Origin of the sequence: Pigmentiphaga litoralis (assembly GCF_048632615.1) — a bacterium.
GTDB lineage: Bacteria > Pseudomonadota > Gammaproteobacteria > Burkholderiales > Burkholderiaceae_B > Pigmentiphaga > Pigmentiphaga litoralis_B.
Genome location: NZ_CP184479.1, coordinates 3,776,245 through 3,798,966 on the forward strand (window position 1 = coordinate 3,776,245; position 22,722 = coordinate 3,798,966).

A 22,722-nucleotide genomic window follows, 5' to 3' on the forward strand; every position below is an offset into this window, starting at 1 on the left:
CGGGTCAAATTCGATAGCCCTGATGTTGATAAGGCCTTCAAGCATAGCCGACGTCCACGATATTCCAAATCGTCAATATGTCTTTATTGCGCCGTAAGTCCTGGCGTCCGGAGGCGTGCGGGCCTCGCCCTGGCGTGAAGCGCCTCACGCAGTCCTCACTGAAACGCTTGCGTACATCCTTGTTGCAGGCGTGACTAAGCCGCTGTGTTGTTCCGCTATGCTTGCGGCAGGGTCATCTGCGGGAAGTCTTATGTACGTGTGTGTAGCAGTGGTCCAGGCGGCAAATGCCACTGCGATCCAACTCTTTTCCAGCAGGGGAAGGAAGCCCCGCGCGCGTCGCCTGCAGGCGTCCCGATTCGTCAGCGGGTGGCTGATTGCCGCATGCCTGCCCGCCGCAGCATGGGCGGCCAAGCCCGAAATCACGATCGACCCGGGCGGAGTGCCGCCGTCCGTGCTCGAGGCCGTGACCCTGGCCGTCGACAGCATTGCGGCGTTGGCCGACGATGTGGACGGCGGTGAGTCCACTCGCCTGCGCCGCCGTGCGCGCGAAGCCACCATTACCGCCTTGGCCACCGAAGGTTATTTTTCGCCGGAGGTGGTGCTGGACGCCGGCACCGACGTGGGCGGCGCCACCTGGGACATCACCCTTGTACCTGGTGAGCGGACGCAGATCGAAGCGGTCGACATCGCGTTCGCCGGCGCCATTACCGGCCCTGCGTTCGAAGAACGCACGGCCGCCCTGCGCCAGGCCTGGAGCCTGAAACAGGGCGACCCCTTCCGGAACGAGATCTGGGAAACGTCCAAGCGCGACCTGCTGGACAACGTAACGTCCAAGGACTTCCCCGCCGCGCGTTTTGTCGAAACCGCGGCCGACGTGAACGCCGACCGGGCCATGGCGCATCTGCATGTCAAGCTCGATAGCGGACCGGCGGTTAAGCTGGGCGAAGTGACGGTGATCGGCCTGAAGCGGGTGCCGGCCGGCACGGTCGAACGCTATGTGCGGATCAAGCCGGGCGAGCCGTATGACCGGAATCGCCTGGTCGATTATCAGCAGAGCCTGCAGGCGACGCCATTCTTTCGTGGGGCCAAGGTGGACGTCGATCTGGGATCGTTATCGCCAAAGCCGCCCGACGAACCTGCGCTGCTGCCCGAAGGCGCGGCGCCGCAAACTACCGAAACCGCTCCCGAATACGCGGGTCCGCCCGAGGTGACGCTGCCGGTGCGTGCCGAAGTGGTCGAGTCGCGGCCGCGCAGTGCAAGCATGGCCCTGGGCGTCGATGACGAAGCCGGCCCGCGTGCCGAGGTGGTGTACCGCCAGAACGTGATCGCGAACAAGGCCGTGGAACTGGAAAGCGGCGTGCGGGTGGACCGCCTGCGACAGCTCGCCTACGCCGACATCCATCTGGCGCCCGACGAAAACGGCAATTACGACAGCTTTGGGGTGCTGGCCCTGAATTCGGATATCAACGGCCTGGGCGTGCGCCGTTATGCGCTGGGCGCCATCCGCAAAAAGACCTTTCGGCCCGAAGACCTGAACAGCCGGGTCGAATACGAAACCCGCCTGGGCGGCCGGCTGGCGAATGAACACACCACGATCGATGGTGTGGAATCCTATAGCGCAAACACGCTGACCAGCACGTTCGAAATCCTGCGCCGTGACGTCAACGACAAATACGATCCGCGCGAAGGCAATCTGGTGGCGCTGGGCACCGGCCTGGGCACCGAGCTGGGCGGCAACAATGTGTTCGGCCGCCTGACCTTGCGGGGGCAGTATTGGTGGTCCCTCAGCAAGGCGGATGTGCTTACCGTGCGCGGTGAAGTGGGCAAGCTGTGGTCACGCGACGTGACCCGGGTGCCCGATGACTTCGCATTCCGTACCGGCGGCGCGCGCACGATTCGCGGCTACCGGTATCTGGGGCTGGGCCGCAAGGTAGGCGACGCGATCCTGGGCGATTCGACGATGGCGGTGGCCAGCGTGGAAGGCATCCACTATTTCGATGAACGCTTTGGCGGCGCCCTGTTCTTTGACGTGGGCAACGTGGCCCCCAAATTCAGCGAAATGAAACTGGCCAGCGCGATCGGCGTGGGCGCCCGGGTCAAGACGCCGGCGGGCCCCTTGAACCTGGACCTTGCCTACGCCTTGCGCGACAACAACGTGCGTCTGCACTTTTCCCTGGGGATCGCGTTTTGAGCGACGCACGGATACCGCCTTCGTCTTCTTCACCGGCTGCGGCGCCGACGCCCGCTCCGGCGCCTCGCAAACGCCGCCGCTGGCCCTGGGTCGTACTGGGGGTGGTCGTCGTAGGCGTCGTTGCCGTGGGCAGCGGGGCCGCCTGGGTCACGACCAGCACGTCGGGCGCCGACTGGGCGTTGCGCACGGGGTTGAAGGCGTCGGGTGCGACCGGGGGCTTCGAAGGCCTGAGCGGCACCCTGAAAGATGGCCTGACCTTGCAGCAGTTGCGCGTCCAGCACCCGAGCGCCGACGTCGAGGTCGATGCGCTGCGGGTCGAGCTTGACTGGAGCGCGTTGTGGACCGGCCGCGTGCACGTGCCAGTGCTGTCGGCCGACCGGGTCAGCCTGAATTTGAAGCCATCCGACACGCCCAGCGAACCATTGACCAGCCTGCGCCTGCCGGTGCAGGTCCAGGCCGACCGGGTGCGGATCGGGATGTTGCAGATCGCGCAGGAAGGCACGGCGTTGCCTGTGTCGTTCGCGGATATCGACCTGCAGGCGACCCTGGGTGAGAACGAACACCAATTGCGCATCACGCAACTGCGCGCGCTGGCGCCCGAAGCGCAGGCCAGCCTGCGCGGCCAGGCGCGAATCGGGGTCGACAAGCCGTTTACGACCGATATCGGCGTCGATATCGATGGCCGTCAGGGCGATCGCGCGTTCACGCTGCGCACCGACGCCAACGGCACGCTGGCAGCCTTGCCCTTTACCTTGAAAGGCGAGGGCGAAGGCGTCGCGCTGGATGCGACCGGCAGTCTGGCGCTGCTGGATGGTTTCCCGTTGCGTGGCCTACGGTTGGCGCTGGAAGGCCTTGACCCGGCGGCCTGGGTGCCCGGCGCGCCCAAGGCCAAGCTGGATGTCTCGGCTGACCTGACCGTGGGAACGGAAGGAGGAAAGGGCCCCTTGCTGCTGCGAGGACCGTTCTCGCTGACCAACGGCATTCCAGGGCCGATAGACGAAAACGCCTTGCCGCTGACACGGCTGGCGGGGCAATTGACGGTACCTGTCGAAACCTTGGCCAGCGTGCAGATCGGTGCGCTGCAGATCGCGCTGCCAGGCAAGGGGCGCATAGCGGGCGCGTTGTCGTGGAAGCGCGGCGAACAGCCCGGCGATGCGATCGGCCAGGTGCAGGGCACCCTGACGGCCACCGAGATCGATGCGTCCCGCCTGCATGGCGCGGCGCTGCCGACCCGCCTGTCGGGTCCGATCACGTTCGAGGCGGACGCGCAGCGCCAGCAGATCAAGGCCAACCTGAAAGAAGCGGGCCGCGCGGTGCCGATGTCGATTGCGCTGACTGCAGCCATTGAAGACCAGCTTGTGAAGATATCGCAGGCCGATGTCCAGGCCGGGGAGGCCAAGGCGCGCGCGACCGGTGAACTGGCGCTGCAAGGCGATCGCAAATTCAAGGCGAACGTGCGGCTGGACCGCTTCGATCCGTCCTTTTTCCTGCCAGGATCGGCATTGCCGCCCGCGCTGGTATCGGCCACGGTGGACGCGGCCGGTGCGCTGTCGCCCGAAATCACGGGCACGGCCGCGCTGCGTTTCGATGAGGGCAGCCGCTGGAACAATGCGCCGCTGGGTGGCCGCGTCGATGCCGCGTTTGCGGGTGAGCGGCTGTCGCGGCTGGATGCCGCCGTCACGGCCGGCAGCAACCGGCTCAATGCCCAGGGTGCGTTCGGCCGTCGTGGCGATCGCCTGACCTTCGATCTGGACGCGCCGCAACTGAATCTGCTGTGGCCATCGTTGCGCGGCACGCTGAGCGCCCAGGGCGGCGTGGCCGACACGCTGGCGTCGCCTGCCCTGGACGTGCGGTTGAAAGCCGACGGCCTGCAACTGCCAGGCGGCATTCGGGTGGACTCCGTGCGCGGCACGGCGGACGTCGGCAACATCCCGGCAACGGCCGCCGCGCGCGGGCAGACCGCCGGCATGGACCTGTCTCGCGCGCCCGTCAAACTGGATGTGACCGTGGAAGGAGCGCGGATGGCCGACCGGCCCGACGCCGCGCTGCGCAAAGGCACACTGGTGCTGAACGGGACGCTGGCGAATCACACCGGGCGGCTCGACGCCGATTTCCTGCAAAACGGCACGGCGCCGCCGGCCACGGTCAAAGGGGCTTTTCAGGGCAGCTGGAGCAATGGCGGCAACGCCCGGCAGCCGGTGGGCTGGCGCGGCACGATTACCGAATTCGCGTCGGTGCGCGACCCGTTCGGCCTGACGCTGTCGCGGCCGATCACGGTCAGCTATCTGCCGACGGCAGTGGCCCCGGCATGGCAATGGGAAGCCGGCGCCGCCGACTTTGCCGTCAAGCTGCCCGGCGGGCAGATGGGCAAGATTCTTCATGCCGGGTCACGTGGCGGCCAGGGCCGATGGGAGTCGGCCGGCCGTATCGAAGGCCTGGCGTTTGCGCCCGACCTGTTGATGGACGCCGTGTCGGGCAAGCCCGTGCCGCCCGAGCGCATCGTGATCGTGGATGCCGACTGGAACGTCCGGTTTGCCGACGCCTTGCAGGGCACGGCGCAGATTCGGCGGCGCAGCGGCGACCTGTGGTTGCCAGGGACGCCGCCCGTGGCGCTGGGACTGAATGCGCTTGAACTGAATCTTCAGGCCACGCCGACCGGGCAGCCGGGACGCAGCCGGGTGACTGTAAAGGCGAACGTAGCGGGTGAGCGGCTGGGCACGGTACGCGTTGATGGCGAGGCCGGTGTGCGCGCCGTGAACGGCGCCATCGGGCTCGATGCCGACCGGCCTGCGTTTGCCGACGCCGATCTCGACGTCAAGGACCTGAGCTGGCTGGGATTGCTGATCGGAGACACCCTGGAGCTGGGCGGCGCCGTCAAAGGCAAGGTGCGGATCGCACAAGAGGGCAACACCTGGGGCGCGCGTGGCGCCATCACCGGGGACGGGATCCGAGTAATTCAGGTCGACAACGGTATCCGGCTGCTGAACGGCACCCTGCAGGCGCGCCTGGAAGGCAACCGCATCGTGCTCGAAGCCCTGCGCTTTCCAGGCGTGATCCGCGTGCGGCCTCGCGACTCGCGGGTGACGCAGTGGATCGACAGCGAAGGGCAGAAGTCCGAGCTGGTGATCAGCGCCGACTGGAATCTGGCGCAGGCATCGGGCCATGCCACCATCCAGGCCGATCGCTTCCCGGCCATCCAGCGCGCCGACCGTTTCGTGGCGGGCTCGGGCCGGGTGGACGTGGACCTGGCGCCGACCAAGCTGCGCGTCGCGGGCCTGTTCGAAGTGGATGCAGGCTGGATCAACCTGGGCACGCAGTCGCCGCCCACTTTGTCGGATGACGTGCTGGTCGTGCGCAGCGGTGATGAAAAGCGCGAGGTGCCGCGAGGCATCACGTTTGACGTCGGCCTGAAGCTGGGCGAGCGCTTCTTCCTTCAAGGCTATGGGCTGGATACGGGCCTGATCGGCCAGATCCGGGCGATTGGCGAGGGCAGTTCGATACGTGCGAGCGGCGTCGTGCGCACGCGCGGCGGCGTGTTCTCCACCTACGGGCAGACGCTGACCGTACGCCGTGGGGCGATCACCTTCCAGGGGCCGATCGATGACCCCTTGCTGGACATCGTGGCTTTGCGGGTCGGTCCGGCAGTGGAAGCAGGGGTTCAGGTGGCCGGGACCGCGCGCCGTCCGCGCATCACGCTGTTCTCGCAGCCTGAAGTGAGTGATGTCGAAAAGCTGTCGTGGCTATTGCTGGGCCGCGGGCCGGATGCCGGCGGTGGTGGCGCGGATGCAGGCTTGCTGCTGAGCGCGGCAACGTCGTTGCTCGGCCCGAAAGGCGGCGAGCCACTGACGCGGCGCCTGGGCATCGATGAACTGGGCGTGCGGTCGGGGAACGTGGGATCGACGCGAGGCTTGCTGCCCGAGCGTACGGTGGCCGGGAACAGTACGTCGGCGACCAACACCCAGCTGGCGAGCCAGTTCTTCATTATCGGCAAGCGCATTACCGACACGATCTACGCAAGTTTCGAGCAGGCGTTGTCGGGGCGCGATGGGGTGGTCAAGCTCAGCTACAAGTTGACGGACCAGCTATCGGTGGTGGGCAAAGGCGGGACGATCAACGGGGTGGATCTGTTGTACATGTTCATGTTCAACGATTGATCGGTGATGAGTTGCGTTGCTGATTGCGCTGGGCGTGGCGTGTCATGCCGCTCGGGTGCAGAGTTCGCTGGGTTCCGGCCTACGCCGGAACTCCGGGGTTTGCACCCGGATCGGGGCGGACGCGCAAACTCGCGGCATCGACTGTCCCCCGGACAGTCGATAAGCGCGCCGCTCAAACAGGCGCGCCCTTGCTTCCCCGATCCGGGCGCAAACCCCGGCGCGCCCAATGCCCCCGACCGGCATGACACACCCCACCCCGGAGCTGAGGGGGGCCGACGCTGCGCTGGGCCGCGTGGCGCCGAGTGCCGGCTTCTTGCGTCCGCTCCCTCCGGGCTCCCAGCCAGCAATTCTTCCGATCTAAAACAAACCCTCAATTCCCCGTATTCAGCAACCCCAAGGACTGAATCAGCGCCTTATTCGTCTCCAGATCCCCAGCCAGTTTCGACGCAAACTCCGTCGCATTCAAATAGCTGACCTGCTGGAACAACTGACTCGCGGCGGTCTTGAACTCGGGTTTGGCGGACGCCGTCTGGCAAGCGCGTTCAAGCGTGGTGCGGACCGCGGCCGGCGTACTGTGGTGCACGTACAAGCCGTTGCGCGCGATCACCGCGTGCGGGATGTTCGACTCGGTAATCGCCGGCACATCCGGCAGACCAGGCAGGCGGCTGGCGCCGTAGACGGCCAGCAGGCGCAGGTCCTTGCCGGCAACGGACGAGACGCCCAGGGCGCCAAAATCGACGTGGCCGCCCAGGATCTGCGGGATCACCTGGGCATCGCCCCGGAACGCGATTTCATTGAAACTGACCTTGCTGGCCTTGGCCAGATTGGCCGTGGCCAGATGCGGGACCGAGCCCGGGCCGGCGTGACCATACGACAGGGCGCCAGGTTTGGCGGCGGCGCGGGTCAGCAGGTCCTTCAGACCGGTGATGGGCGAATCCTTGCGGACGGCGATCACGAACGGGTTCTCGAAGATCTGGCAGATCGGCACGATCTGGTCGACCTGATACGGCAGCTTGCCCATCAGAAAGGGCGCCTGCGTCAGCGGTGACGACGGCGAGAACAGCACGGTGTAGCCATCCGGCCGGCCGTTCGCGATGGCGGCCACGCCGATCGTCCCGCCCGCGCCGTCACGGTTGTTGACGACGATCTGCTGGCCCAGGATCTCGGCCATTTCCTTGGTAAAGGCACGCGCCATGATGTCGACGCTGCCCCCGGCCGAGTACGGCACGATGACCTCGACCGATCGGGTGGGATAGGGCGTCTGGGCCGCGGCGGAGGTGAGGCCAGATGCGGCAAAGGCGGCAAGGGCGGCGATGGTCGCGGTAAAGGCGCGGCGGGCGGGTGTCTGGGCGGGCATGAGTGTCTCCGGGTCTGGCTTTTCTGCTTATGGATGGTCGTGCGCGAATTTTTCGGCCAGCGCGGGCTCGAACTGGCCGTCGATCAGCACGAACAGCACCTTGCATGGTGCGTCGCTGCGGTTGGTCCAGGCGTGATGCGTACCCCGCTGGACAAGCATGTCGCCTGCCTTGAGGGTGACTTCGGAGTCATCCAGCAGCATGGTGATTTCGCCCGTCAGCACGACCGCGTAGTCAATGGTCTCCGTGCGGTGCATGAAGGGGTGCCGGGTATTGGGCGCGTGCTGGGCAGTCAGCGCTTGCTGTCCGCCAAACAATGCAAACGCGGCCTTCGCTGCGTCCGGGTCCAGGTTGCGCAGTTCCAGCGCGGCGGGTGGGAATTCAATGACGCGGATGACGCTGCCCAGAGGGGGTGGCTGCAGGGCAACCGGGCTCAGCGTGGGGTCGGGGCCATTGTCGATGGGCGCAGGCGCGGTGGGGGTGATCCACAACTGCGTCAGGTAATAGCCGGGGCGGGCAGGATTGTGGCGGACATTGGGGGCCGGACCGTCTTCGATGACGATCGCGCGCCCATCGGCGTCGTGGCCGGTCACGACGCGGCGGATGGTGCCTTGCATGAAGTCTCCTGGGGCAGATGCCCGTGGTGGGAAGGCGTGTCTGGGCAACGCTTATCCGCATCATAAGGACGTGTGCAAATCCAAGTCAAACGCTTGATTCAATCAGTCGACTTAAATATTTCATGGCCGGCGTCGGCCTTCCTCCGGTTACGATGCGCCATGGCCACATCGCCCGCTCCTGCCCCCATCATGTCCCAACCAGCCCCTCACGATGCCTTGATACCGGCGTCAGCGGCCGGGTCTGAGCCAACGGTTTCGCCGGCGGACGAACTGCCCACCCGCGACCGCATCATCGACGTGGCGGAACGCCTGTTTGCCGAGCAGGGCTACAACGGCGTGTCCTTGCGCGCGATTACGGCGGCGGCCGGGGCCAACATGGCGGCAGTGCATTACTACTTCCGGACCAAGGAAGGCCTGCTGCGCGCGATCTTTGAAGGTCGGGTCGGCGAAATGAACGCCGAGCGTCAGGCCTTGCTGGATGCCTGTTTTCCACAAGATGGGCGGGTACCCCGGCCCGACGTGCGCGAGGTACTGGCCGCCTTTCTTGGCCCGGGGCTGCGCATGGGCGACACCGAGAAAGGCGCGATCTTCAATCGGCTGTCGGCAATCTGCTCGGTGGAACCTGACCGGACGGTCAAGAACATCGTGTTTGGCGTGCATGACGCGGTGGCGCGGCACTTCGTGCTGGCGCTCGAAGCCGCATGCCCCCATCTGACCCGTGACGAATTGTTCCTGCGCCTGCAGTGCGTGTTTGGCAGCATGATGTACCTGCGCGCCGACAACGGCCGGGTGGCGCGACTGATGCCGGACGCCAGCGGCAAGGGCCCCACGCTTGGACCGTCGTCACAGACCCTGGCCGGCATGCTGGATTTTCTGGCGGCCGGACTGAATGCGCCTGGAACCCGTTCTGCACCGGACAGGTCGGACTAAAGCATCCTGGTGCGGCGCGGAGCTGTCGCATTAGACGGCTACAATCGCAGCCTTTACATCATTCGTCATCCGCCGAGGCCTCTGTTCATGAGCATCAAAAGCGACCGCTGGATCCGTCGTGCCGCCACCGAAGACGGCATGATCGAGCCATTCGAACCGGGACAGGTGCGGAACGTGAATGGCGAGCGCATCGTCAGCTACGGCACCAGCAGTTACGGCTACGACGTGCGCTGCGCTCGCGAATTCAAGATCTTTACCAACATCAATTCGACCATCGTCGACCCGAAGGCCTTCGACTCGAAGTCGTTCGTCGACTTCGAAGGCGATGTCTGCATCATCCCGCCGAATTCGTTCGCGCTTGCCCGCACTGTTGAATACTTTCGCATACCGCGCAGCGTGCTGACGATCTGCCTGGGCAAGAGCACCTATGCGCGCTGCGGCATCATCGTCAACGTGACCCCGCTCGAACCCGAATGGGAAGGCCACGTCACGCTTGAATTCTCGAACACGACGCCGTTGCCCGCCAAGATCTACGCCGGTGAAGGATGTGCGCAGATGCTGTTCTTCGAAAGCGACGAAGTCTGCGAAACGTCCTACAAGGACCGCGGCGGCAAGTACCAAGGCCAGCGCGGCGTGACACTGCCAAGCACCTGACCCCTGGCAGGGCGCATCATTCGTCCCCTCGCCGCGCGATCCGCGCGGGGTGACGGTTCAATCTTATTTGTGGCTGCAGGAGCGTCCATGAAATTCCGCTTTCCCATCGTCATCATCGACGAAGATTTCCGTTCTGAAAATGCGTCCGGCTTCGGCGTGCGCGCCCTGGCTGCCGCGATCGAAGCGGAAAGCATGGAAGTCCTGGGCGTAACCAACTACGGCGACCTGTCGTCGTTCGCGCAGCAGCAAAGCCGCGCCAGCGCCTTCATCCTCTCGATCGACGACGAAGAGTTCGGCGCGGGCATGCCCGACGACGTCGCGCACGCCGTCAAGAAGCTGCGCGCGTTCATCGGCGAACTGCGTTTCCGCAACGCCGAGATCCCGATCTATCTATATGGCGAAACGCGCACTTCGCGCCACATCCCCAACGACATCCTGCGTGAACTGCATGGCTTCATCCACATGTTCGAGGACACGCCGGAATTCGTGGCGCGCCACATCATTCGCGAAGCCAAGAGCTACCTGGATTCGCTGGCGCCGCCGTTCTTCCGCGAACTGGTCAAGTACGCGCAAGACGGTTCGTACTCCTGGCACTGCCCCGGGCACTCGGGCGGCGTGGCGTTCCTGAAAAGCCCGGTGGGGCAGATGTTCCACCAGTTCTTTGGCGAAAACATGCTGCGCGCCGACGTCTGCAACGCGGTGGACGAACTGGGCCAGCTGCTGGACCACACCGGCCCCATCGCCGCGTCGGAACGCAATGCGGCGCGCATTTTCAATGCCGACCACTGTTTCTTCGTGACCAATGGCACGTCCACGTCCAACAAGATCGTGTGGCATGCCAACGTGGCGCCGGGCGACGTGGTGGTGGTGGATCGCAACTGTCACAAGTCCATCCTGCACGCGATCATCATGATCGGCGCCGTGCCGGTGTTCTTGCGCCCGACGCGCAATCACCTGGGCATCATCGGGCCGATTCCGCTGGACGAATTCCGCGAGGAAAGCATCCAGAAGAAGATCGCCGCCAATCCGTTCGCAAAGGGCAATGGCGCGCGCAAGCCGCGCATCCTGACCATCACGCAAAGCACGTACGACGGCGTGGTCTACAACGTCGAGATGATCAAGGAACTGCTGGGCAGCACGATCGACACGCTGCACTTCGACGAAGCCTGGGTGCCGCACGCGGCTTTCCACGACTTCTACAAGAACATGCACGCGATCGGCAAGGACCGCCCCCGCAGCGCCGAAGCCGTCGTGTATGCGACGCACTCGACGCACAAGCTGCTGGCGGGCCTGTCGCAGGCGTCGCAGATCATCGTGCAGGAATCCGAGACCCGCAAGCTGGACCGCCACATCTTCAACGAAGCGTATCTGATGCATACGTCCACCTCGCCGCAGTACGCGATCATTGCGTCCTGCGACGTGGCGGCAGCCATGATGGAGCCGCCGGGCGGCACCGCGCTCGTCGAAGAAAGCATTCTGGAAGCGCTGGACTTTCGCCGCGCCATGCGCAAGATCGAAGCCGAATTCGGTGACGAAGACTGGTGGTTCAAGGTCTGGGGTCCGGACAAGCTGGTGGCCGACGGCATTGGCGAGCGAGAAGACTGGATTCTTGAAGCCAACGACGAATGGCACGGCTTCGGCAATCTGGCGCCGGGCTTCAACATGCTGGACCCGATCAAGGCCACGATCATCACCCCGGGGCTGGACGTGTCGGGCAAGTTCGGCGAAACCGGCATTCCGGCGTCGATCGTCACGCGCTTCCTGGCCGAACACGGCGTGATCGTCGAAAAGACCGGGCTGTACTCATTCTTCATCCTGTTCACCATCGGCATTACCAAGGGGCGCTGGAATACGCTGCTGACTGCCTTGCAGCAGTTCAAGGACGACTACGATCGCAACGTGCCGATGTGGCGCATCCTGCCCGAGTTCTGCCAGGACTACCCCGAGTACGAAAAGGTCGGCCTGCGCGATCTGTGCCTGAAGATCCACTCTCTGTACCGCGAGTACGACGTGGCGCGCCTGACGACCGAGATGTACCTGAGCGACATGGAATCGGCCATGAAGCCGTCGGAAGCCTTTGCCAAGATGGCCCACCGCGAGATCGAACGCGTGGACGTGGACCAGCTGGAAGGACGCGTGACCAGCGTGCTGCTGACGCCGTACCCGCCAGGCATTCCGTTGCTGATTCCGGGCGAGCGCTTCAACAGCACGATCGTCCATTACCTGCAGTTCGCACGAAAGTTCAACGCGCAGTTCCCGGGGTTTGGCACCGACATCCACGGCCTGGTGGCCGAGGTCAACGCCGAAGGCCAGATCCGTCACTACGTGGACTGCGTCAAGGACGCCTGATGGCGGCCGGACCTGGCACGGCGGCGGTGGACGTCGCCGTGATCGGCGCGGGCGCGGCTGGCATGATGTGCGCGGCGACGGCCGGGCGGCGCGGCCGCCGGGTCGTGCTGATCGACCACGCCACCAGGCTGGCCGAAAAGATCCGCATCTCGGGGGTGGGCGTTGCAACTTCACCAACCGCGACGCGGGGCCGGCCAACTTCCTGTCGGCCAATCCGAACTTCTGCCGGTCGGCGCTGGCCCGCTACACGTCGCAGGACTTCATCGATCTTGTCTCGCGGCACCGCATCGCATGGCATGAAAAGCACCGCGGCCAGCTGTTCTGCGACGAGTCCAGCGAGGACATCATCCGTATGCTGCGTGCCGAAACGGATGCGGCGGGCGTGTCGTGGCGCATGCCGTGCAGCGTGACGGCGATCACGCACGATGCAAGCGCGGCGCCTGCCAGCCACGGCCTGCCGGACTCGCAAGCCGCGGGCTCGACCCACGTTAGCGACACCTCGGGATCGGGCAGGGGCAGGGGTTTCCTTGTCGAGACGTCCCACGGGCCGATCCGCGCCGATCGCGTCGTCATCGCCACCGGCGGCCTGCCGATTCCCCAGATCGGCGCCACGGACTTCGGACTGAAGATCGCCCGCCAGTTTGGCCTCAAAATCATTGAACCGCGCCCGGCCCTGGTGCCGTTGACCTTCGATGCGGCCGCCTGGAAGCCCTTCGTGCCCCTGGCCGGGGTGGCGCTCGAAGTCGATATCCGGACCGGCGAAGGCAAGCGCGCGCCACGCTTTCGCGAGGACCTGCTGTTCACGCACCGTGGCCTGTCGGGCCCGGCCGTGTTGCAGATCTCCAGCTTCTGGGAACCCAACACACCGATCACGATCGACCTGTCGCCGGGGCTGGACCTGGCCGCCGCGCTGCTCGACGCCAAGCCGGGCAATCGCCAACAGGTAGGAACCGTGCTGAGCGGGCTCCTGCCGCGGCGGCTGGCCGAGCAATGGCTGGTGGCGCATGCCGGCCTGTGGCCGGGACTGGCGACCCAGCGCCTGGCCGACGTACCCGACAGGACGCTGCGGGCGCTGGCTGGCAGCCTGTCTTCGTGGTCGATCGTGCCTAGCGGAACCGAAGGCTACAAGAAGGCGGAAGTGATGCGTGGGGGTGTCGACACCCGAGGACTGGATCAACAGACGATGGAGGCCAAGACCGTGCCGGGGCTGCATTTCATTGGAGAAACGGTCGATGTGACCGGTTGGCTGGGGGGCTACAACTTCCAGTGGGCGTGGGCATCGGGCGTGGCTGCCGGGCAGGCGGTGTAATGGAAGCCGTCGACCCCATTCCGTTACCGCTGTCCGCGCCATTTGGCGGCGCCAAGCTTGCCCTGCGTTTCGAAGACAGCCTGCTGGTGTACCGGCGGGACGACATTCCCGACCTGCCCTGGCCCAATTGCTGGGACCTGCCCGGCGGTGGCCGCGAGGTCAAGGAATCCCCGTGGGAATGCGCTGCGCGCGAGCTGTTCGAAGAGTTCGCGCTGGTGCTGCCGCCGGCGCAGATCACCGTTGCGCGGGCCTATCCTGCCGTGGCGGCGGGCGGCTTGCCGACCTGGCTGTTTGCCGGCTGGCTGACCGCCGCCGACGTGGCCTTGATCCGGTTCGGGGACGAAGGCCAACACTGGCAGCTGATGCCGATTGCCGAGTTTGTCGAATGCGAGCACGCGATTCCCCACTTGCGATTGCGTGTGGCGCGCTTCGTCCAGGAAGACGCCTGGGGGGTCAGCCCATCCGACGCCGCTCCACACTGAGGCTGTAGCTGAAGCGGTCGCTCCGGTAGGTCGTCGACTCGAACTGCAAGGGAGACTCGTCGGGCGCCAATAGCACTCGTTCCACCTGCAGCAGTGCCGCGCCAAGATCCACCGCCAATGGCTTCACGTGCGACTCGTCGGCCGTCAGCGCACTGATCGACAGGTCGGCCCGGGTAATCGTCAGTCCCACGTCATTTTCGAAAATGGCGATCAGGTCGCGATTGGCCAGATCGGCCTTGCGGATCCGCTCGCCCAGGGCGACCGACATATACGAATGGTTCAAGGACAGCGGCGCCCGGTTGAGGTAGCGCACGGTGCGCAGCTCGCTGACCGGACTGCGCACGGGCACCCGCAGGTGCGCCGCGACGCGCTCGCTGGCCTTGACGGTTTTGAACGACAGCATCCGGGTGTGGATAACCCGGCCTTCTCCGGACAGGGACTCCGACAAACCCCGCAGCTGGGTCAGATCCTGAGCCACGACGGGCTGCGAAACGAAGCTGCCCTTGCCGTGCACGCGCACGATCAGCCCTTCGCGGTGCAGTTCGTTCAGCGCCTGCCGCACGGTAATGCGGCTGACGCCATAGTGTGCCGTCAGTTCGCTTTCGGAAGGCAGCTTGGCCTGCGGGCCAAGCTTGCCATCCAGGATCTGCTGTTTGAGACGATCCCGCAGCTGCGCGTACAGGGGCGACGCCGTGGCGACCAGTGGCGAGCGGGCAGCACGCACAGCCCTGGCGGTCCGTTTTATTGGCACAGCTTTTGCTTCACTTGTCATAACTTGTTATGACAAGTCTAATGCGCATCGTCATGGTGCGATTCCCTTGAAATCCACTCGGGCGTGAATCATGCAAAAGCCAATGGTACTGATAAAGATCCTTCTGGGCAGCCTTGTTGCTGCCGTATCGCACGCCGGCGTCGCGCAGACCACGGCCTATCCGTCGTCGCCCATCACGGTTGTGGTGCCCTTTGCACCAGGAGGCAGCGTGGACGTTGCCGCCCGGATCGTCATGCCCCGCCTGGCCGAACGCCTGAAGCAGCCCGTGGTGGTCGAAAACGTCGTGGGCGCGTCGGGCACCATCGCCACGCAGCGCGTCATTCGCGCCAAGCCGGACGGCTACACCCTGCTGTTCGCGGTGGCCAGCCCGGTCACGGTGGCGCCCCTGGTCTCGCCCAATACCTTCAAGTACGACGGTCTGAAGGAACTCCTGCCCATCGCGCCGGTGGCTTCGTCGGCCTTCGTGCTGATTGCGCGCCCCACGCTGCCGGTGGATTCGGCGGACGCCCTGGTCAAGCTGGCGCGCAGCCAGCCCGGCAAGCTCAATTACGGCACGGATGGCGTCGGCACATCGCTGCACATCACCGCCGAGATGATCAAGCAGATGGCCGCCATCGACATCATGCACGTGCCTTACAAGTCGGGTCCGCAGGTGTTGACCGAATTGGCCGGCGGGCAGATCGATCTGGCCGTGCTGCCGGTCGGCCTGGCGCAGAACTTCATTCGTGACAACAAGGTGAAGGCCCTTGGCGTGACGTCGCAGGCGCGCTGGGAAGGCCTGCCCAACGTGCCCAGCCTGTCCGAGACCGCCGAATTCAAGTCGATGAACGTGGATTCCTGGCAGGGCCTGATGGCGCCGGCGCATACCGATGCGGCGATCGTGGACCGCATTGCCAGGGAGCTGGCCGCGGTCCATGCCGACCCCGAACTGAAACGCAAACTGGCGGATGCCGGCTTTGCGCCGATGGACATGGCCCCGGCGGCGTTCGCAAGCTACCTGGCGCGAGAAAAACAGATGCTGTCGACGGTGATCAACACTGCCGGCATCCGGATGGATTGAGGGATCGCTGGCTTGGCCCCCGACCCGACCTCCGTCCGACCCTGACCCTGACCCTGGCCCTGGCCCTGACCCTGAATCGCACTGATGCCGATCTCCCGCCCTCCGCGTTGCCCACCTGAAGGTCAGTCATGAGCGCCGTCGTGCTCGCGCTGATCGTCGTGGCGGGGCTGGCGGTGGGGGCGACCAGCATCGGCGGGATCCTGGTGGTGCCGGTGTTGACGACCCTGGCGGGCATGCCGGTGGCGCAGGCCGTGCCGGCATCGACCTTCGGCTTCATGTTCACCGGCATGGCGGCCATGGCGTGGCTGCGGCGGCGCCGTAAGGCGGAAGCCGCAGCGGACGCTGTCGCAGCACGCAATGCAGGGTCGGGTGCCTTGACCCCCGCTTCGACGACGCAGCCCCTGGCTCTGTACGGGTGGGCCTTGCTGGGCGCCGCGCTGGGCGCCCTGACCCTGCAGTGGCTGCCCGCTACCGCCGCGCAACTGGGCGTCGCCGCGCTGGCCATCGTGTCGGGCTGCCAGACGCTGCTGGCTCGCAAGGCGCGCGCGGAGGGCGGCATGCCTGCGGCCCTGCATGGGCACGGTGCGGTGGCGGTGCTGGGGCTGGTGGTCGGATGCGGGTCCGCGTGGTCTGGCACCGGGGGTCCCGTCATCCTGCTTCCGCTGTTGATGTGTTGTGGCGCGCCAACGCGGCTGTCAATCGGCTGGGCGCAGGGCATCCAGCTGCCGATCGCGCTGTCGGCCACGGCGGTCAACCTTGCGACAGGGCAGCTCGACGTCCGCCTGGGGTTGTTGCTGGGCGCGCTGCTGGTGGTGGGGTGGGTGGCCGGCACGGCCATCGCCGCGCGCATGCCTACCCGGGTATTGAAGCTTGGCGTGGCCGTGGCCTTGATCGCCGTGGGGCTGGCCTATTGCCTGCGCAGCCTGCTGGCCGGCTAGCCGCGCGAACGAATGTGACGAACGAAGACGGCGAATGCGTTCGCACGGCCGTTTTCGACGAATCTGGAAAACATGATGACTGTCTACGAACCGACCGCCCGCACCTTCCCCGCCTCGTCGGCGGGACTGACCGCGTCTGCCCTGATGGCCGACGAATTGCTGTTGGCGCCCGAATGGCTGTTGCTTCCCGACGGGCCGGTCCAGGGCATGGCCGTGCGGATCGCGCAGGGCGTGTTTGCCGAGATTGGCCCGGTGGAGCGGCTACGCCAGGCGCACCCGGCGTTGACGATGCGGATGCTGCCGGGCCGTCTGCTCATGCCGGGTTTTGTCGATGCGCACCATCACCTGACGCAGTCATTCGGCAAGGCGCTGGCCTTCGGCGAACCCTCGGAGATTTTTCGCCGCATCTGGGTGCCGCTGGAAGGCAGCCTGGATGAGGAAAGCCTGTATCTGTCGGCCAAGCTGGCGTCGCTCGAAGCGTTGCGCGGTGGCTTCACCACCGTGTGCGACGCCGGGACGCGGGCGCAACTGGGGCTGGAAGCCGTGGCCCGCGCCGCCAAGGACGTAGGCGTGCGCTGCGTGCTGGGACTGATCTGCAACGACGCGGGCGCGGAAGCGCAGCGCGATGGGCTGCTGCAGGCGGCCGAGCGGCATATCGATGTGTGGGCGGACGATGCCCTGGTGCACCCGTCCCTGGCGATCTCCACACCCGAAGCGGCCAGCGATGCCCAACTGACCGATGTGGCGCGCCTGAGCGCCGAGCGCGGTGTCGTGTTCCAGACGCACGTCAATGAACACCTGGCATCCGTGGAACGGTCGCTGGTGGCGCGGGGCCTGCGGCCGCTGGAACACCTGGACAGCGTGGGCGCCTTGGGCCCGCAGACGCTGGTTGCGCATGCCACGCTGGTAACGCCGTATGAAATGCGCCTGCTCAAGGAAACCGATACGGCGGTGAGCTACAACCCGGTCGCCAGTGTCTGGAAGGGCAATGCGGTGGCGGACGCGGTCACGATGTCGGCTTTGGGCATTCGGGTTGGCCTCGGCACCGATGGCACCCGCAGTGACGGCTTTCGTCTGATGGACTCGGCAGAAACCAATCAGCGGCTGGCGTTCGGGCTGATGCGGGGCGACTCGTCGGCGGGCGGCGGCGCGCTTTGGCTGGAGCAGGCCACGGCGGGCGGGGCGGACGTTGCCGGGCTAAGGCAACGCACAGGGCGTATTGCCGAAGGACTGGCTGCGGATTTCCTGCTCGTCGACATGGATGTGCCGGAAATGCTGCCGTCGTGGGATATGAGCTGGGAACTGGTGCGGCTGGCCAACCGGGATCAGATCGATGCGGTGTTCGTCAACGGCGCGCTGCGCCTGTGGCAGGGATGGCCCGTGGACTGGGACGCCCGCGCGTTGATGGCGGAGGTGCGGCGGATCGCCGCCACGGCGGTGGCCAAGGCGCCGATCCAGAAAATCCACCCGTTGTCGGCCGCGTACCGGGCGTCGGTGCGGCGCTAGGCCCTGCGCGTCATGGGCCGGCCGGCCCGATTCGCTGTCCTTTACGCGGTGACTGCGATCTACGCCGCCGCGGCGGCCTTCGCCAGCGCCGGCTTCAGCATCCACAGGTAGACGATTGCGGCACCGGCCGCGCATAGCAACATGGTGCCGGTCATTGCGATGGCGCTTTTGCCGTCATACAGCGATGCGACCAGGCCGCTGGCGGCGGCGCCGCAGGCCATCTGAATCGCTCGCAACACCGCCGACGCCACACCGGCCGTGCGGCCCATGGGCTGCAGCGCACCGTGAGTCGAGTTGGGCATGACGATGCCCAGCGAAAACGTCGTGACGGCGATCAGGGGCACCAGCACCGGTACCGTCAAGCTGCCGGTCAAGGTCAGCACCACCAGCAGCAGGGGCGACAGCACCAGCAGGGCCATGGCGGTGCGGAACAGCATTTTGGGGTTCATCTCGCGTGTGGCGGCCCAGCCGTTGACGGACGATCCCACCACCATGGCGCCCGCCGTAATCGCAAAGATCACGCTGTAGGCCCCCGTGGACAGGCCCATGTTGGCCATCAACACCAGGGGCGACCCCGAAATGTAGGCGAACATGGCCGCGAACGTCAGCCCGTTCACCAGCGCAAAATCCAGGAAGATGCGGTGGCTGAGGACATTGCGATAGTTGCGCAGAATGTCGCGCGGACGCAGGCTGCTGCGCTGCCCGGGCTTGGCGCTTTCCCCGAATGACCAGAAGGCCACGACAAAGATGATCGCGCCGGCCACGCTCAGCGCGCCGTAGATTTCGCGCCAGCCGCTCAGCGCCATGATGCCCGCGCCCAGGGCCGGGGCGATGATCGGGCCGATACCCAGCACCAGCGTGACATACGACATGCGGGCTCGGGCCTGCGCACCGGTAAACAGGTCCCGCACGATCACCACGGGCAGCATGGCGCCGGCGCCCGCGCCGATGCCTTGCAGTACGCGAAAGCCAAGCAGCGAACCGATGGACGGCGCCATGGCGCAGCCCAGGCCCGCCACGGTAAACACGGCCACACCCCACAGCAGGATGGGACGGCGGCCGAAGCGGTCGGCCAGCGGACCCAGCACCAGCGGCGCAATGGCAAAGCCCAGCAGGAACAGGCTGAGTGTCATCGTTGCCTGGTTGGCCGTGGCGTTCAGGCTTTCCTGGACCTGGCCCAGGCCGGGCAGGCCCATGTCGATCGACAGCGGGGGCAGAGCAGCCAGCGCACCCAGGAACAGGATGAACGCGGTCGTGGCCGGATTCAAGGTAGCGCGGGAGGCGGGCAGGGGCGGCGTGTCAGGCATGATGGGATCTCGACGCAAGGGGTCGGGTTAGACCGGATGGGAGCCGGCGATAACCTTGCGGTACACTCATAGTGAGGTACCACACTATTTGTTTGCCATTATGGGGATCCATGCCAGACTCGTCAACGCCGACCGATGTGGCTGACGCGCTACTTGCCGTGTGGCGGGTGTTGCGCCCCCGTATCGATTCCGTCATGGCGGCCCATGGCCTGTCGATGTCGCGGGGAAAATTACTGACGGCGCTACAGCGCGAAGGTCCCAGCCGCCCGGGTGAACTGGCGGAGTGGTTCGGGCAATCGCCAAGGACGCTGACAGATGCCATCGATGGCCTGGAACGGGACGGGCTGGTGCAACGTCAGCCGCACCCCACCGACCGGCGCGCGCAGCTGATCGTGATCACGCCGGCCGGCGAAGCCGCGCTGGCCGCCGTGGCCGAGCCGCGGCGCGACGCCATGGATGCGCTGTTTTCCTGCATCGAGCCCAAGGACCGGGCCACGCTGGTCGACATGCTGCGCACCATCGAGCGGCACGGAAAGTCGGTCGACAAGGGCTAGGGCAGCCAAACGCCTTACGACTCGCGCAGCGCCTGGGCCGGCCGCACGCGCGCCGCGCTCCAGCTGGGATACAGCGTGGCCACGAAGGCCAGCAGCACCGCGAACCCGCCGATCAGTCCCACATCGTGCCAACGCAATTCCGACGGCAATTCGGTGATCAGGTAGATGCTCTGGTTCAGGAACTGCACGTTCAGCAGGCGTTCGATGAACGGAATGACCGTGTGGATGTTGAGGGCGAGCAGGGTGCCCAGCAGCACGCCCGAGGCCGTCCCGACCAGGCCCACCACCGCGCCCTGGATCACGAAGATCTTCATGATCGAACCCGGTGTCGCGCCCAGCGTGCGCAGGATGGCGATATCGGCCTGCTTGTCCTTCACGGTCATGACCAGCGTCGACACCAGATTGAACGCCGCCACTGCAATGATCAGGGCAAGGATCAGGAACATCATGCGTTTCTGCGTCTTGACCGCCGCGAACCACGTGGCGTTCTGCTGCGTCCAGTTGCGCAGGTAGATGCTGGGCGGCAGGTCGGCCGCCAGTTGGCGCGCCACCTCGGGCGCCTGCAGCACGTCACGGATCCGCAGCCGCACGCCGCTGGGGGCGGGCTGGTGGAACAGGGTCTGCGCGTCCTGGATATGGATGTAGGCCAGCGACGAATCGAATTCGAAATGCCCGGCGCTGAAGATGCCGGCCACCTTCAGTTGCGTCAGCTGGGGCAGGGCGCGCGACTGCAGCGCCTGGCCATCGGTCGCCATCATGGTGACCGGATCGCCCACCTTGACCGACAGGGCGGACGCCAGCTCCGCCCCCAAAATGACATTGAATTCGCCCGGCTTGAGCACGTCCAGCGTTCCCTCTTTCAGGGTGTCGACGATGTCGGTAACCTTGGGTTCTTCGGACGGCAGGATCCCGCGCATCACGACGCCGCGCAGCGTGGTGCCGCGCGTCAGCAGCACCTGGCCGTCCAGAAACGGAGCAGCGCCCCGGACTTCGGGATTGCGCTCGGCAAAGCGGGCCAGTTCCTGCCAGTTGGGCGACACGCCGGCGCGGTCGACGATTTCGATATGCGCCACGACGGCGAGCATGCGGTCGCGCACCACCGTCTGGAACCCGTTCATGACCGAAAGCACGGTGATCAGGGCGGCCACACCCAGGGCAATGCCCAGCATGGAGGTCAGCGCGATGAACGAGATGAAGGAATCCCGGCCGCTGCGCCGGCCTGCCCGTGTGTAGCGCAGCCCCACCGCCCATTCGTAGGGCACATTCTTCAACCAGCTCAACTCGGACTCCCGGAAAGAGGGTGCAGTGTGCCACAGCGCGTGGCGCGTCCGGCCGGGCAGGCTTGTCGCGGCGGCGGCGCGCCGATAGACTGGGGCCACGATCCCCGGCGCAACGACGCCGGGGCGCACCGCAGGAGACACAATGACCTTTGCCGCCCGACCCCGTCCGTCCCATACCCGCCCCGCTACCTGGTCCGATCGTTCCGCGCTGTCCATGCTGGGGCGATGGATTGCAGGCGCCGCCGTCGTCTGCGGTCTGCAGGCCTGCGCGCCCGGCATGACCTCTGGACAGAACAGCCTGTCGCCGGACACGCCCCTGACCCTGGCGCGGCAGGGGAGCTTCTTTCTGGGGGGCAAGGAAGTGACGTCCGACACGCTGTCGACCCTGCCTGCGTATGCGCCGTCCGGAACGATCACGGTCGAGCAGATGTATGTCCGCTACCAGGTGCCGGTCAATCCGCGACCTTTGTCCCTGGCCCTGGTCCATGGCTGCTGCCTGACCGGCAAGACCTGGGAGTCGACGCCAGATGGGCGCATGGGCTGGGACGAGTACTTCGTGCGCAGCGGCTTTCCGACCTACGTGGTCGACCAGGCCGCGCGGGGCCGGTCGGCGGCCACCCCGGCCGCCATCAACGCCGTGAAGATGGGCAAGGCCCCGGCGTCCACCTTGCCCACGGTCTACTCGGTGGGCCATGCCGATGCGTGGATGGTGTTCCGTTTCGGAGCGACCTACCCGCAGGTCTTTCCGGGCCTGCTGTTCCCGCTCGAAGCCCAGAACGAATTCTGGAAGCAGATGGTGCCGGACTGGATCAACACGCTGCCCACGCCCAACCCGACCGTGCCGGCGTTGTCGGAACTGGCCAAACGGGTCAAGAACACGGTGCTGGTCAGCCATTCGCAATCCGGGATCTATCCGTTCCAGACAGCGGCTCTGAACCGTGACGGCATCGCCGGCATCGTGTCGATCGAACCCGGTACCTGCCCCGCGGCCAATGGCGACCTGAAGCCCTACGCCGGCCTGCCCATCCTGGTCCTGTGGGGGGACTATGTCGACCTGTCGCCGCGTTGGGCGCCGCGCTTCAAGGCCTGCCGCGAGTTCATCGAAGCGGTGAACAAGGTGGGCGGCAAGGCCGAAATGATTTCCTTGCCCGACCTTGGCATCAAGGGGAACTCGCACATGCTGATGCAGGACCGGAACAGCCTGGAACTGGCGGGGTGGCTGGTCGCCTGGCTCGATCGCAACGTGCGGTAATGCCGCGCCTGC

Annotated in this window: 16 protein-coding genes and 1 pseudogene; 12 read left to right on the plus strand and 5 right to left on the minus strand. The window is 66.0% G+C overall.

Annotated elements, in window-relative coordinates; all coding sequences use genetic code 11:
* Positions 1–250 precede the first annotated feature (250 nt).
* Both ACNANG_RS17305 and ACNANG_RS17310 read left to right on the plus strand, forming a co-directional pair.
* A complete protein-coding gene (locus ACNANG_RS17305; RefSeq protein ID WP_420224023.1) occupies positions 251–2,191 on the plus strand; it encodes an autotransporter assembly complex protein TamA in 1,941 nt (646 codons plus the stop codon).
* Positions 2,188–6,345 (plus strand): translocation/assembly module TamB domain-containing protein, encoded by a 4,158-nt coding sequence (locus ACNANG_RS17310; RefSeq protein WP_420224024.1) that lies wholly within the window; start codon positions 2,188–2,190, stop codon positions 6,343–6,345. The genes ACNANG_RS17305 and ACNANG_RS17310 overlap by 4 nt, the downstream gene beginning before the upstream one ends.
* A gap of 370 nt (positions 6,346–6,715) precedes the next feature.
* On the opposite strand, the gene ACNANG_RS17315 is transcribed toward ACNANG_RS17310, so the two are convergent.
* Positions 6,716–7,702: a Bug family tripartite tricarboxylate transporter substrate binding protein gene (locus ACNANG_RS17315; RefSeq protein ID WP_420224025.1), complete on the minus strand. Its 987-nt coding sequence runs from the start codon at positions 7,700–7,702 to the stop codon at positions 6,716–6,718.
* 27 nt (positions 7,703–7,729) lie between these two features.
* Positions 7,730–8,317, minus strand: a complete 588-nt coding sequence (locus ACNANG_RS17320; RefSeq protein WP_420224026.1) for a cupin domain-containing protein — start codon at positions 8,315–8,317, stop codon at positions 7,730–7,732.
* 189 nt (positions 8,318–8,506) lie between these two features.
* On the opposite strand from ACNANG_RS17320, the gene ACNANG_RS17325 reads away from it, so the two are divergent.
* From ACNANG_RS17325 to ACNANG_RS17345, 5 genes and pseudogenes are all read left to right on the plus strand, one after another.
* Positions 8,507–9,247, plus strand: a complete 741-nt coding sequence (locus ACNANG_RS17325; RefSeq protein ID WP_420224027.1) for a TetR/AcrR family transcriptional regulator — start codon at positions 8,507–8,509, stop codon at positions 9,245–9,247.
* An 87-nt stretch (positions 9,248–9,334) separates the two neighbouring features.
* Positions 9,335–9,901, plus strand: a complete 567-nt coding sequence (gene dcd, locus ACNANG_RS17330) for a dCTP deaminase (protein WP_179584953.1) — start codon at positions 9,335–9,337, stop codon at positions 9,899–9,901.
* 87 nt (positions 9,902–9,988) lie between these two features.
* Positions 9,989–12,250, plus strand: a complete 2,262-nt coding sequence (locus ACNANG_RS17335; protein ID WP_420224028.1) for an Orn/Lys/Arg decarboxylase N-terminal domain-containing protein — start codon at positions 9,989–9,991, stop codon at positions 12,248–12,250.
* A gap of 65 nt (positions 12,251–12,315) precedes the next feature.
* Positions 12,316–13,559 (plus strand): annotated as a pseudogene (locus tag ACNANG_RS17340) (NAD(P)/FAD-dependent oxidoreductase).
* Complete coding sequence (locus ACNANG_RS17345; protein WP_420224029.1) at positions 13,559–14,041, plus strand: NUDIX hydrolase; 483 nt, start codon at positions 13,559–13,561, stop codon at positions 14,039–14,041. Before ACNANG_RS17340 ends, ACNANG_RS17345 begins: the two are co-directional and overlap by 1 nt.
* On the opposite strand, the gene ACNANG_RS17350 is transcribed toward ACNANG_RS17345, so the two are convergent.
* A complete protein-coding gene (locus ACNANG_RS17350) occupies positions 14,013–14,765 on the minus strand; it encodes a GntR family transcriptional regulator (protein ID WP_420224030.1) in 753 nt (250 codons plus the stop codon). The two genes, ACNANG_RS17345 and ACNANG_RS17350, sit on opposite strands and share 29 nt — an antisense overlap.
* A 130-nt stretch (positions 14,766–14,895) precedes the next feature.
* Between ACNANG_RS17350 and ACNANG_RS17355 the strand changes: the two genes are divergently transcribed.
* From ACNANG_RS17355 to ACNANG_RS17365, 3 genes are all read left to right on the plus strand, one after another.
* Positions 14,896–15,873 carry a Bug family tripartite tricarboxylate transporter substrate binding protein gene (locus ACNANG_RS17355; protein ID WP_420224031.1) on the plus strand — a complete coding sequence of 326 codons (978 nt, stop codon included), beginning with the start codon at positions 14,896–14,898 and terminating at the stop codon, positions 15,871–15,873.
* Between the two features lie 128 nt (positions 15,874–16,001).
* Positions 16,002–16,811: a TSUP family transporter gene (locus ACNANG_RS17360; RefSeq protein ID WP_420224032.1), complete on the plus strand. Its 810-nt coding sequence runs from the start codon at positions 16,002–16,004 to the stop codon at positions 16,809–16,811.
* Positions 16,812–16,886: 75 nt separating this feature from the next.
* Positions 16,887–18,317 (plus strand): amidohydrolase family protein, encoded by a 1,431-nt coding sequence (locus ACNANG_RS17365; protein WP_420227576.1) that lies wholly within the window; start codon positions 16,887–16,889, stop codon positions 18,315–18,317.
* Between the two features lie 59 nt (positions 18,318–18,376).
* On the opposite strand, the gene ACNANG_RS17370 is transcribed toward ACNANG_RS17365, so the two are convergent.
* Positions 18,377–19,624, minus strand: a complete 1,248-nt coding sequence (locus ACNANG_RS17370) for a multidrug effflux MFS transporter (protein WP_420224033.1) — start codon at positions 19,622–19,624, stop codon at positions 18,377–18,379.
* A 110-nt stretch (positions 19,625–19,734) separates the two neighbouring features.
* On the opposite strand from ACNANG_RS17370, the gene ACNANG_RS17375 reads away from it, so the two are divergent.
* Entirely contained in the window at positions 19,735–20,178 is a 444-nt protein-coding gene (locus ACNANG_RS17375) for a MarR family winged helix-turn-helix transcriptional regulator (RefSeq protein ID WP_420224034.1), read from the plus strand.
* 14 nt (positions 20,179–20,192) lie between these two features.
* On the opposite strand, the gene ACNANG_RS17380 is transcribed toward ACNANG_RS17375, so the two are convergent.
* On the minus strand, positions 20,193–21,458 hold the full coding sequence (locus ACNANG_RS17380; protein ID WP_420224035.1) for a lipoprotein-releasing ABC transporter permease subunit: 1,266 nt from the start codon (positions 21,456–21,458) through the stop codon (positions 20,193–20,195).
* Positions 21,459–21,600: 142 nt separating this feature from the next.
* Here ACNANG_RS17380 and ACNANG_RS17385 point away from each other — a divergent pair, with 142 nt between their 5' ends.
* The gene (locus tag ACNANG_RS17385; RefSeq protein ID WP_420224036.1) at positions 21,601–22,710 is read left to right on the plus strand and encodes an esterase; all 1,110 of its coding nucleotides are present in this window, start codon (positions 21,601–21,603) and stop codon (positions 22,708–22,710) included.
* Positions 22,711–22,722: the final 12 nt, after the last annotated feature.

What these genes read in the sequence shown, in the direction of transcription:
- ACNANG_RS17385 (WP_420224036.1), top strand. Translation starts at nt 21,601, where the DNA reads ATGACCTTTGCCGCCCGACCCCGTCCGTCCCATACCCGCCCCGCTACC.
- ACNANG_RS17320 (WP_420224026.1), bottom strand. Translation starts at nt 8,317, where the DNA reads ATGCAAGGCACCATCCGCCGCGTCGTGACCGGCCACGACGCCGATGGG.
- ACNANG_RS17335 (WP_420224028.1), top strand. Translation starts at nt 9,989, where the DNA reads ATGAAATTCCGCTTTCCCATCGTCATCATCGACGAAGATTTCCGTTCT.
- ACNANG_RS17305 (WP_420224023.1), top strand. Translation starts at nt 251, where the DNA reads ATGTACGTGTGTGTAGCAGTGGTCCAGGCGGCAAATGCCACTGCGATC.
- ACNANG_RS17325 (WP_420224027.1), top strand. Translation starts at nt 8,507, where the DNA reads ATGTCCCAACCAGCCCCTCACGATGCCTTGATACCGGCGTCAGCGGCC.
- ACNANG_RS17365 (WP_420227576.1), top strand. Translation starts at nt 16,887, where the DNA reads ATGACTGTCTACGAACCGACCGCCCGCACCTTCCCCGCCTCGTCGGCG.
- ACNANG_RS17370 (WP_420224033.1), bottom strand. Translation starts at nt 19,624, where the DNA reads ATGCCTGACACGCCGCCCCTGCCCGCCTCCCGCGCTACCTTGAATCCG.
- ACNANG_RS17345 (WP_420224029.1), top strand. Translation starts at nt 13,559, where the DNA reads ATGGAAGCCGTCGACCCCATTCCGTTACCGCTGTCCGCGCCATTTGGC.
- ACNANG_RS17360 (WP_420224032.1), top strand. Translation starts at nt 16,002, where the DNA reads ATGAGCGCCGTCGTGCTCGCGCTGATCGTCGTGGCGGGGCTGGCGGTG.
- ACNANG_RS17355 (WP_420224031.1), top strand. Translation starts at nt 14,896, where the DNA reads ATGGTACTGATAAAGATCCTTCTGGGCAGCCTTGTTGCTGCCGTATCG.
- ACNANG_RS17315 (WP_420224025.1), bottom strand. Translation starts at nt 7,702, where the DNA reads ATGCCCGCCCAGACACCCGCCCGCCGCGCCTTTACCGCGACCATCGCC.
- ACNANG_RS17375 (WP_420224034.1), top strand. Translation starts at nt 19,735, where the DNA reads ATGCCAGACTCGTCAACGCCGACCGATGTGGCTGACGCGCTACTTGCC.
- dcd (WP_179584953.1), top strand. Translation starts at nt 9,335, where the DNA reads ATGAGCATCAAAAGCGACCGCTGGATCCGTCGTGCCGCCACCGAAGAC.